Annotated in this window: 1 protein-coding gene; it reads left to right on the plus strand. The window is 59.8% G+C overall.

Annotated elements, in window-relative coordinates; genetic code table 11:
• Positions 1 to 804 precede the first annotated feature (804 nt).
• Positions 805 to 12915, plus strand: a complete 12111-nt coding sequence (locus METAL_RS04325; RefSeq protein WP_005369970.1) for a beta strand repeat-containing protein — start codon at positions 805 to 807, stop codon at positions 12913 to 12915.
• Positions 12916 to 13525: the final 610 nt, after the last annotated feature.

Here is a 13525-nt window from a genome sequence, read left to right on the forward strand (position 1 = left end):
ATACCGCTATACCCGCCAGCAAACGGATGCCACCGCGTAGGGCGGATTCGCCGCCAGGCAATCCGCCAAGGCCTTAAATCCCGTTGGCGTCTTACCATCGCAAAACCGCCTCCGGGCCAACTGCTTCCGCCTTGCTGACCGCCTGCATCCTGGCAGTCATCGGAACCGTCAAGCCCGAAATGGCCGGTTTGTGTATAATGGTACAGGTTGAGCAAGGTAGGAGGGATAGAGCGAAGCGAAACCCATCGATACGATGTCCGGTATAGCTCGCGATGGGCTTTGGATATCGCCTCTACCCATCCTACGGCTCCGGTAGGGTGGATTCGCCGCTAGGCAATCCGCCTCGCTTTATAAGGTTATTGGCGCTTTGCCATCGTCAAAACGCCCTGTAGGTCTTGTAGTTGTAGGGTGGATTCGCCGTTAGGCATTTAAAGGCTATGGGCGTTTTGCTATCGCCAAAACGCCCTACAAGGCTACCACGCCAGTCTTCCAGATGGAAAATCCGGCGTCCCGCACCTGCCGCCGGAATAGCCCGCGGCCAGCCCCGCAGGCTTAAGCGGAGCGAAAAAAATTAACCATAACAAGAGGTTGTCGGCATGATTGAATAATGACATAACAAAATGCCTAAAAAGCTAGACAAACTTGTTTAAAGATAACTATACTTTGAGCTGTGAGAAAGGGAGTGGTTCATTAAGCGCGTAAAGCAGACGAAAATTAAATTGGTCGTTTGTGTGTCAATGAGAGCGTGACATTCATCTTTTCAAGCGGTATCAAAAAAATTCATGTAACTAGACGGAGTAAATCATGGCGATTAGTTCTACAGAAAAAGCTCAATTGATTCTCGATGCGCTTCATGCAAGAGACTTCATTTTGAAGCCCAAACAAGAGGCCAATCTGATCAAGCAGATCGAGAAGCTTTATGCAAAAGGCAAAACCGACGATTTCATTGCCAATAAAATCGCTCACAAGCCTTTCATCAAGGCCCAATTGAACAAGCTGCTCAAAACGGACCCCACTTTCAAAGCCTCGATCGATACGGACCACAACGGCAAGATTTCGGTGGCCGAGAAAAAAGCGATGTTTGCCGGCGTTACGGCCGAGCTCGTAAACAAAATCGTCGATGCCGTGGAGTCCCAAGTTACCCTGACCCAAGACAAAACCCAAATCACCGAAGGGCTCGACTCGGTCACCTACACGCTGACCGGCAAGGCCGGCACCACGCTGACCTGGAGCGTCGATAGCGCGCATACCGACGACGTTGTTGCCGCTTCCGGCACCGTCACGCTGAATGCCAGCGGTACGGGCACCTTCTCGGTCACCGCGAAGCAAGATTCGCTGGTCGAAGGCGCCGAGTTGGCCTCCGTCACCGTGAAAGACGTCACCGGCGCCGTGAAAGCCACCGGCCAGGTAACCATCAACGATCCCGCCCCGTCTCAAGTCACCCTGACCCAGGACCAGACCGAAATCACCGAAGGCCAGGCCCCGGTCAACTACACGGTAACCGGCGTGGCCGGCTCCACGCTGACCTGGAGCGTCGATAGCGCGCACGCCGGCGACGTCCTCGTCGCTTCCGGCGCCGTCACGCTGAATGCCCTCGGCGTAGGCACCTTCTCGATCACCGCCAAGTCGGACTCGCTGGCCGAAGGCCCCGAACTGGCCACCGTCACCCTGAAAGACAGCAACGGCGACGTGCAAGCCACCGGCCAGCTGACCATCAATGATCCTCCGCAGACCGACTTGATCCCGGCGGAAATCTTTACCCTCAAGGAAGTGATCGTTCCCGGAACCGATCCCACGCCGGCTCAATACCAAATTTACTGGGGCTATAACCCGCATGATCACCAAGGCGGATGGAACCAAGGAAACGAAGCGCCGTCCGACGGCGGCATTCCCGTTGCCGACCTGGTCAACTTCCTGAAGACGATCACCGGCCTGGACCTGCAGGAACTCGGCCTGATCGACGCGGACGGCCAGGATCCGTTCCAGAACGTAACCAGCCTGAGCCTGAGCAACCCGATTACCGCAAGCGGCAGCAACCCCAGCAACTCCGGTAATGGCGGCAATGGCGGCGACGGCGGCAATGGCGGCAATGGCGGTCTGAGTGGCGGCGGCGATGGCGGCGAGGGCGGCTCGAGCGGCGGCATCGACCAGAGCACCTACCTGCGTATCGATTATGCCGACGGCACCTACCTCAACGCCGAAGTCGCCCTGGGCGATGCCTATTTCAGCTTCCTGAGCAGCCTGCTGTTCGACAACGAAGGCAACTCGCGCCTGTACGAAAAAGTCATCGAGGGCACGGGATCCAGCGGCACCGAGGAACACCTCGCGCCGATCCTGCTGACGACTCAAAATAACAACGGCGGCACCATCGAAACCAACGTGGTGACCAGCCCCAACGACGACCTGATCGTTGCCGGCCGTCTCGAACTGCTGCACCAGGCTTATATCGATGGAGGCGCCGGCTACAACAAGCTGGAAGTCGATGCCAAGGGCACCTATGCGCAACCGGCGGCATTGCTCAACATCCAGGAAATCCGCGTCAACGACCTGCCGAATTTCTACACCACGGAATACGGATCGGGCGAGGGCAATCTGGACAATACCCTCTACTCCAATAGCGGATTCCTGTCCCCGACCGGCACCGGCAGCGACGATAGCTGGCTGGATTTGAACCGCGCCATCGATCTCCAAAAGTTGGTCGTAACGGACGGCGGCTACAGTGGTTCGGGTTCCTATGACGGCTACTCCGGCAACCTGACCATCGTCGGTGTACGCAACGCCGCGACCCTGCGCCTGGAAGGCTCCTTCAAAAGCGGAGACACCACCATTCAATACGGCCTGGGCCAAACCGGTACCCTGAATATCGAACTGGCGCTGGGCGAGGTGACGGCGCCCATCAATATCCTGCAGAATGCGCCCGTGTTGAACATCGACTCGCAAGGCGTCGAAAACTACATGAAGACATTCTTCGTGGGCAATTCCGAGGGCGGCTCGATCAGCCGCATGTATATCAAAGGCACCGGCGTTTTCGGCGTGGATGGCGATCTGCATGACAGCTTCTACCAGGGCCGTCCCGCCATCATCGACGCCCACTTGAATACCGGCGGCCTCGACATCACGCTGAACGACCACGGCAACGACGTCACCGTCCTCGGCACCTCCAATAACGACGAAATCGAAGTGAGCGGTGCCTACGGTATCGTAACGATCGACGCCGGCGAAGGCCGTAACAAGATCGTCGCCCAAAACAATCAGGAAGTCGACATCACCACCGGCGCGGGCCGCGACGATATCGACGCCAGCGGCAGCGAGGTGGTCACCATCGATGCCGGCGGCGGCCAGAATCTCATTTACGCCAACAACAGCCAAGAGGTCACCATCGAGGCCGGCGACGGGCTGAACACCATCGTCGTGGACCAGGATATAAACGGAGATTACTACGGCATCTCCGACGTCAGCATCACCACGGGCGGCGGCAACGACAACATCGAAGCCCTGCGCAACGGCAGCGTCACCATCGACGCCGGCAACGGCAACAACACCATCGTCCTCAGCGCCCTGCAGGAAGTCGACATCACCACCGGCAGCGGCAACGACAAGGTCACCGTCTCCGGCCTCAACACCACCTTCGACTACGGCGATCTGGAGGAAGGCGGCAACGGCAATAACGCCGGCGGCTTCAACGGCGGCAACACCGACAACAGCATGCTCAACGCCCATTTCGCCGATAACCTCGCTCCCGGCGTGGTCCTCAATGTAGACCTGGGCGCGGGTCAGAATACCCTGACCTTGGGCCGCGACGTGCAGATCGGCAACTCCACCGTCCAATTCGGCGTAACCGCGCTCGAAGGTTCCAGCATCAGCGGCACCGGCATCAAATTGTTCGTCGAAAACAACAGCGACCTGACCCAGGCCGACCTGTCCGGCGCCACCATCACTTCCGTGGTGCTGAAGCAGGAACTGCGCATCACCTCCGATCAATTCGCCGCCATCGGCGCCGACAAGTTCAGCGTTCAGTATGACGAGGAAGGCGCCACCGAAGATCTCTACATCGTTGTCTCTCACGACACCACGCTCAGCGATCTGGTCAATCTCGGCGCCCTGAACCCCAATGTCCGCCTGCACTTCGAATTGCGCGACGGCGCCACGCTGACCCTTTCGGCCGAGGAACTGCACGACTACGTGGCCGTCAACGGCATCTACGAAGACAGCGGGCTGTCCGGTAAGGTCGTCATCACCGACGCCGCGTTCAACTTCAACCCCTTCCTCAGCGGTCCCGACTACGGCGTCATCACCGGCGGCACCTTGGCGGCAGGCGCCAACGGCTGGGAAAACGGCCAAGTCACCATCATCCGCGAGGCCGATGGCTTCGATCGTCCGGTTCCCACCGGCTACGAAGACATCTACACGATCGACTCCGACACCACGCCGTTGGTGGCGGCCAACATCGTCACCGAAGCGCAGACCCTCAAAATCGTCGGCGACGCTAACATCAAATTCACCGGCGTGGTGGATTTGGGCGGCGAGCTGAACATTGCGGGCGAAGACGACACCGTCTATCAGCACAAGGGGGGTCAACAGACTGACGATGACAACGACCCGAGCAACACACCGCCCACCGGCGAATCCGACAACTTCGTGGTCGATTTCTCCGGCTTGCACGGCACCCTGACCGGCTTGACCCTGGATTCTTTCCAGGATGTCAAGGAAATCAAGGGCAACGGCACAGGCACCCGCATCGACGTTATCCTTAACGCCGACGTGGGCGTGCTGAACGCCGGCCTCAAGACCAGCGGCGTGGCGCAATACGTCGTTACGCAGATTGACGTGGATCAAGACGGCAAGGACGACGCGAACAGCACCCTCTGGTTCAACCTCAGCGACGCCAGCCAGGATGTCGAAGTCCTCGGTCTGAACGGCAACGCGGGTAACACTATCGTTTTCACAAAGGTGCCGTGGGGTCTGGTACATCCCAGCATCCTGCTCGAAGGTGACGGCTATGCCGACTGGAACGGCGGCCTCAAGGCCGATGGCAACCCCAACGCTTCGGACATCGGTACCGTGCGCGTGGAATACTTCACCGCCGGCGCCCCGGCCGTCGTCAACATCAACAACGGCGGCGTCGAACTGGGCGTTACCTCCACCGGCGGCGAACGCTACTTCGACGTTGACGGCATCCAATTGGTAAATGCCGCCTCGTTGAACCTCAACGTCACCGAAGGCGACGCGGTTATCGATAGCATCGTGGATGCTAGCGCGACTGCTCAGCTCAAAACCCTGACCGTTACCGCCACCGAAGACGTCACCGTCAACGAAAACCTGCCGGCAGGCCTGACCGCCATCGACGCGGCCGGCGTCGATGGCGCGTTCGCCGTATCCGTGAACAGATCCGGTCTCGACGACCAGGACTTCAGCTTCACCGGCTCCGCGGGCGGCTCTACCCTGACCTTCACCGGCGATTTCACCGCCGACGACGGCAGCACCGATGCCACCACCACAGCCATCGACGGCGGCGTAGGCGGCGTTGAACTGGTGCTCAAGGGGACTGGCGTTGAAGTGGATTTGTCCGATGCCGCCCTGACGCACGTTACCGGCGTCACCCTGGGTCAAGGGACCGAACTGTCGCTCACCCTCGACCAAGCCGACGCCATCGGCGCCGGCAACTTCGCCTTGGCCTTGGGCGCGACGAGTGCCGATCTGCATTTGACCGGCTTGGCCGAGCAGCCGTTCGCCCTGTCCAACTATGCCGACGGCATTGATGTCAGCCTGGTGGAACTGGCCGATCTGCCCGTCATCACCCTCAATCCCGCTACCGACCTGACCGGTATCGGCGCGTTGCGTGTGCACGAAGGCACCGTCCTCAACATGACCGCCGCGCAGTTTCAGCAATTGAACGGCAATGGCACCATCTGGGGCGTGGGTAATACCAAGAACTTCACCGTCAACATCACCGACCTGACGCAAGCCGACATTGATCCGCTGGATCTGAACGGCGATGGCGACTACAACGATGCTGGCGAGCACAACGGCCTCAACCTCGAGCAGATCTCGGCCAATCATGTGACCGTCACCCTGGCTGAAAACGTCGAGCTGTCGGCGACTGACAGCTTGGCTACCGATGTGATCGGCTGGCCCTGGTTTGGCAGCAAAACCCTGGACAATACCACGGTCGAGATCGGCGGTTACACCCTGACCCTGGCCGACGTAGAGCAAGCCAACGGCCTGACCGTCAACGGCGATGCCGGCGGTATTCTGAGCATCATTGATACAGACTACTCGACGAGCACCGGCATCGACGCCTCCGGCTTCAATGTGCCGGAATTGCAATTCCAGGCGCAACTGGCGGCCCAGCACAACGTGGATCTGCTGTTCCGGGGCCTGCCGCCATCGGTCGTCAAAGTCATCAACAATGACTACGGTTTCATCGAGGGCGTCAACCAGACCGTCGTGCTGACTGAAGGTACCACGGTTCCGGGTTGGACGGTCTTCAATATTCCGACGGACCACACGGGCACCGAAATCCAGAACTTCACCCTCAACCTGCAGGGCGGTACGGAAATTGACGGCAATCTGCGGCTGTCCGCGACGGCAGTCGATGACGACTCGCACCTGATCCGTACTTGGCTGAAGACAATCACCATCAACTCCACCGGCACGGCCGAGAACTTGATCTCGGGCAAAACGGCTAACATCATTGACGGTCAGTTGACTTCGCAAGGCATGGGCCCCCAGGGCTCCGGCAGCTACGCCTACACGAGCATCGCCAACAACCTGCTCAATGTGACGATCAACGGTGATCAGGATCTCGAAATCAAGGGCGGCATCGTGTTCGAATCGGTCACCAACGCTGACTCGAACGACGACGGCATTACCGCCAACGACAACCACGAAGCCATTGCCACGTTGACCGTCAACAGCAGCGCCGATACCTACATCGGTGGCATCAATACCGAGGATGACGATGTGGACGGCCTGAACGTCGTCAACAACGGCACCGGCGTATTGACCGTCAAGATCAACGGCAACGACATCGATCAGGTAGCGAACAACAACGACGCCCTGAGCTTTACCGGCACCGGCGATATCCACCTGATCATCGACCCGACCGTGGATCTGTCGGACGACGATTTGAGTGCGGTCACCCAGATCACCATCGAAGACGATGGCACGTTGATTCTGACGCAGGCCCAAGTCGACGCGATCGGCATCGGCAACCTGCTTGACGATGGCGAGGACACGCTTGATGGCGCCACGCTGAACATCGTCGAATTCGGTTCCGATCCGTTCGACGCGACGGCGCTGGATCCGGGCATCGACCTGAAGACGATTACTATCAAAGCAGGCGACATCACCCTGGATCCGTCGACCAACCTGACCGGTGTTGACAAGATCATCGTAAAGGAAGGCAGCACGCTGACCTTGTCGGTCGAGCAGTTCCAACAGCTCAAGGATGCGGGCGCCATTGAGGGTGTGGATGCGGATGGTCTTCCGAGCGAGGATTACACGGTCAACCTGACCGGCCTGACGCAGGCCGACATCGCCAATGACCTCAACGGCGATGGCGACAGCAATGATGCGGGCGAGCTCCTCAGCCTTGCAGGCATTACGTCGGAAAACATCACCCTGACGCTGGCGGAAGACGTCGCACTGGCGGCCGATACCAATCTGGGCGACCTCGACAACCTGACCGTCATCCTGGCCGACAATCAGACGATCGGTCTGGCCAGCAATGTCCAGGCGGACGGGCTCAACGTCGATGGCGGCGCCAACACGACGATCGTTTATCAGTTCGTCGCGCTTGTACCGTTCCCGGGTCAAATCGACGCCTCCGGTTACGATGTGACGACCCTGAAGGCGCTGGCGCAGTCCTTCACGACCGGCGGCCCGTCCAACGTTGAATATTCGATCGACGATCTGCCGAGCTCTGTCGAACTGCGGCTGTATGTGGATCCGGCCGACCTCGGCTTCCTCGATCCGACCTTCCGCCGCGTAGTGATCGAAGAAGGCATCACCACGCCTTCCGGCCTGATCTTCAATGATTGGGATGACACCGACGAAGTGAGAACGCTGGATCTGACGCTGAATGGTGATGTCACGCTGAACGGCAACCTGAGCATTCCGACCCGTACCGACAAGGACGGCGACTACGGTGTGCAACAGTTCTTCCAACGCTTGACGATCAACTCCAATGGCGCGGAGCCGAACACGATCGACGGCAATATCAATACCGCTACGGTATTGGGTGCCCCGAATACGTCGGACAACAACCTGCTGCTCGTTGACATCAATGCGGCGCAAGAGCTGGTGATTGACGGTGACATCGTGTTCAACTCGATCGATGTGCCGGATGACGACGCGGCAGCGTTGTTGACGATCGACGGTACGGCGGACGTAACGGTGCAGCAGTTGATCGCCACCGATCCCGACATCGATACCCTGACCGTTGCCAACGACGGAACAGGCACCCTGACAGTCACCGGCGCGAGCCCGGCGATCGACGGCGGCACGACTCTGGAAGAACTGTTGTTTACGGGCCCCGGCGATGTCGTGCTCGGCGACCTCGATAGCAGCAGTTCGGAAACGGGCATTGCCGGTTCGGCGCTCTCGTTGATCGATGCGTCCGGTTCCACAGGCGACCTGAACCTCGGCGAAATCAACGAAGTCGACAGCGCCGACTTCACGCTGATCGCCGGCACCGGCGTCATGATCGCTCGCCTGAGCGACGACACGCTGGACAGCACGGGGGTCGATACGACACCGGGTACGGTAGACGACACGGCAGGCTGGAACATCGATTACAGCAATGCCGCGCCAGGTAGCGAGTTCCATCTGGGCGGTGGCAGCGGACCGTTGGCCTTCGTCGACGGCTCCAAGCTTGACATCGACATGGGAGCGAACGGCGTCCTCTACATCGACGAGACAATGGACCTGAGCGATCTGGATCTGTCGATTACGCAGACCCTGCCTATCGTTCTTGCCGATGGTGTCACGCTGACGCTGACTGCGGCTCAAGCCGACGGTCTGACTATCATTGACGGCGACGATACCGGCGTGCCGGGCTTCACCGGCGTGGTCAACATCGTCGACCTGACCAACGACACCAACCCGGATGATCCGAGCGATGCGTTCGACCTGAGCGGTATTGACGAAGACGTGGCCGGCACCATCACTTTTGCGGCTGGCGTCAATGACGTCACGCTGGACAAGGCGACGGATCTGGGCTTCTTCTCGGTCACGCTGGATACGTTGACCGACGAAAATGGCAGCTTGAACGGTCAGACCATCCGCTTCCAGAACGTCGATCAGGCGGAGCGCGTGGTTATCGCGGCGAATGACGCCACCCCGGGAACCGGCAACAGCACCAACGTGGTCTGGCTGTTCGACGACATCACGGCGCCGGTCGATACCCGTGGTTACTTCTCGAACGGGCCGCTCGACTCGCAGAATCCGTACCCGACGACTTACACGATCGGCCGCCTCTGGCTGAGCAACGAGTTGATCGATACCGAGGGTGGCGATGTCGAAGATCTGTTCACGACGCTGCCGGATGCGGTCCTGCGCGTCGACTTCGGCGACATCAGCGAGCTCAATATTTTGCTCAACTCCAACGCAATCAACCGCACGATCGAGTTCACCAATTTCGTCACGGTGGGCGATCTCGAGTTCAGCGACATGGGCATCAACCCGGTCGAGCACATCGAGAGCCTGACGATGAAACTGGGCGGCCAGGTCACCATCGGCGACGTCGTCATCGACGACATCATTGGTGCTCCGGGCTATGATCCGAACTCGGTCTCGTTCGATTCGCTGACCATCGAGTCGCACCGCGCGCTGAGCGATGCTCACATCCTGGCGTCCGAGGAGTACGTCAACGACAACGATGGTACCGACGAATCGGGCGAGACGGCGCAACCGGGCGACATCAACACGGTGGGCGACATCAACGTCGGTTTCGACAACAATGTCGACCTGCTCGACATCCGTATCCGTACGTTGGCGCAGTCCACGGTCGGTGACGGCTCGGATGGTGACGGCGCCGCGCTCATAATCGACGGCACCATCACCTATGACGCTTCGGCGCCCGGCAGCGTCGCGCTGCTGGATGTGGAAGGTGACAACGACGTCACCATCACCTCGGTGAACACCGCGGATGCCGATATCACCAGCATCACCACCGATGTGACCGGCTTCACGGCGACGTTGTCGGCCCCGGGCGCGAGCCCGGCGTTCAACCTCGACAACACCGAGTCCTGGTACATCAAGGGCGGCACCTTGGCCGACACGATTACCATCATTCCGGATCTGGTTGATGACGCTGACGAGTCGCTGACCATCACCGTCCTGCTGAACGGCGTGCAAAGCGACGTGGTGGTCGATCTCTCGGGGATCGATGCGACGGACGAAGCCGCGATCGCTGTCGAAGTCCAGAATGCACTGAACGCGTTTTTCTCCGGAGATGCCATCGCAACGGCGGACGGCGGTGTGGTGTCGGTGGTGACCGTTGCCGGCAACTCCTACCAGACCCTCAATGTGGCGAGCAGCGGCACGCAGGATGAGCTTGATGCCACCTTCGACGACGGCACCACGATCCAGCTCGGGTCGGCGGCGCCGCTCAACGCGGGCGTGGTCGGCAACGAGTTGAGCCGCATCGACGCATCGAGCTACGCGGGTGACCTGCATCTGGGCATCGTCGCGGACATCGACGGCAGCGACGATCTGGAAGGCGACATCAACGGCGACGGTGATGAGGTCGATCTCAATGAGCCGGCCAATATCGCTTTCACCTTCGTGGCGGGTTTTGGCCTCACCACGATGACACTCGGCACGGCTAATGGCCGCACGCCGCAACTGGAAGCGGGCAACACCTGGAGCTTCACCTATACCGGTGCGGGCGAAGGCAGCTCGCTGACGATCACTGAAGATGTGGACTTCCAGCCGACGGTCGATCCTCTGAACCCGACCACGCTCACGCTCGTCGATGTGCCGGTCGTCATCGACGGCGAAGTCGATCTGACTCAGATCACGCTCGGCTTCAACTCGGGGACCACGGTCTTCGTTCCGGAAGGCAACACGTTGATTCTGACCATCCAGCAGGCGCTGGACCTGACGGCGGACGGTGTTCATATCTTCGGTGATGGCACCACCGAGATCGTCGGCGACGGCACGGATCTGGATCTCGATACGAACGCGTTCAGGAGCAACCTGGATACAGTCAACATCGACATCTCGGGCGTGACCCTGGATACCGATGGCGTTCCGCCGGCGGATGATGCTGACGGCTTCTTCATCATCAACGTGGGTTCCGCCGTAGACGACGAGGGCGATTCCGTCGGCCACAACGTGACGGGCTCGGCCAATGACGACGTCATCGACGGCGGCGTTCAAGACGACACACTCACCGGTGGTGCGGGTGACGATTCGCTGATTGGCGGCGGCGGTGCCGACACCTTTATCGTAGATGCGGGCACCGACAGCATTGATAATTTGGCTGGCGACGCCGATCCGGATCCGCTGTCGATCGACGACGACGTCCTGATCGTCGAAGCGGGTGCAATAGCCAATGCCAACGTGTCGACCAGCTTCGTCGCGACGGCTGATACCGTCAACAATGGTACGGCCAATTTGTCCCGTGGAACGGCCACTGCCAACGGCACGATCGATGTTTCGGCGGCGGGTGGCAGCAACGGCTTCAATCTGACGGGTTCGAGCGATGCTGCATTGTCGATCGATACGTTGATCGGTAGCGAGCAGGACGACGTCATCAACGGCGGCAACCTGACGCAGACCGACGCGAACGCGATCGATATCCTGACGGGTAACGGCGGTTCAGATACCTTCCAGTTCAACGTCAACATCGGGAACACTACGACGTTCAATATCGTCGCAACGCAGGCCAACCTCGATCGAGAAACGCTGACGATCAACACGGCTGATAATGCGGACACGGACAACGAAATACTGCGCGTGAACTACACCATCAACGGTGCGGCGCTGTTCGTAAACGTGAATCTGAGCGCGGTTAATGTGATGAATACCGATGCGATTGCGGCTGCCATCGCTGCGGAACTCCAGCTCAACGGCTCGTTCATCGCGTCGGCGTCGGCGGTGGGCTCGGTCATCACTGCAACAGCGGCAGGTGGGCGTGATCTGGATGCGCTGGCCATCGATCTGGGCAACAGCTCCAATGTCGGCACTATCGCCGGCGTACATGCTAACGGTACTGACGTGGCGCAAATCACGACGGTCACGGCGACGGGCAACCCGACGGTGGGTGACACGTACACGGCACTGGCCTCGCTGAACGCGGGCGGTAGTATCCCTGGTGTCTATACACCGGGTGTGGCAACGCCGGAAGCGGTTGTCGATGGCATCGGAGGCGACTTCAACCTCAACGCTGGTGTGATGACGGTTGTTGCCGATGACATTGATGGCGATACCACGATCACGTTCACGGATGAGAACGCTAACAACGGTGGCTTCACGCTAGACATTGACACGACGGCGGCCTTCGGCGGTTCGGGTGCATCCGAAGCGGGTGCGGCGAACTACCTGACGGCGGATATCATTACCGACTTCCTGTCGGCCGAAGACACCATCGAGTTCGTGACGGCGTCCGATACCGATTTGCAGAACGGAAGCGGCGGCAATTACCTAGAAGCGGCAGAGGTGGATACTTACCTCACGGCGTTCAACGATGCCAACGCGGCGTTTTCCAGCAATGTGGGTACTCTGCAGTACTACCTGACGTCGGCGGCGGATCTGGATGGCGGTGTCGGTACGGGTCAGGTCGAAGGTCAGGAAGGCGCGGGCCTGCTGTTCTTCGATGCCAACCTCGATGGTTCTGCGGATGGTGTGATCCTGCTCGTGGGCGTGGACAACAACTCGTTCAGCGCACTCGATATCATCGCTTCGTAAGGATGGTGGGTTGCCTTTCGTGGCGGCGGATCGCCTGACGGCATCCACCCTACGGGGGATCAACCCGTAAGGCGGAACCGGCTCTGCCGGGTTCCGCCGAAGGAGAGTGGATCGCCCGGCATGGCGGCGGATCGCCTGACGGCATCCGCCCTACGGAGCGATCGATCGCGAACCGAACAAGCAACCCGTAAGGCGGAACCGGCTCTGCCGGGTTCCGCCGAAGGAGAGTGGATCGCCCGGCATGGCGGCGGATCGCCTGTCGGCATCCGCCCTACGGAGCGATTGATCGCGAACCGAACAAGCAGGAAAACCGTAAGGTCAAGGATGGCCTGCCGAAAGCCTCCCCGGGGAAACCCAGGGAGGCTTTTTTGTTTTAGGCTTTCCAGGCTTCCAGGTAGGGCGGAACCGGCTTTGCCGGGTTCCGCCGAAGGAGAGTGGATCGCCCGGCATGGCGGCGGATCGCCTGTCGGCATCCGCCCTACGGAGCGATCGATCGCGAACCGAACAACCAGGAAAACCGTAAGGTCAAGGATGGCCTGCCAAAAGCCTCCCCGGGGAAACCCAGGGAGGCTTTTTTGTTTTAGGCTTTCCAGGCTTCCAGGTAGGGCGG

This window comes from Methylomicrobium album BG8 (assembly GCF_000214275.2).
Taxonomy (GTDB): Bacteria; Pseudomonadota; Gammaproteobacteria; order Methylococcales; family Methylomonadaceae; genus Methylomicrobium; species Methylomicrobium agile.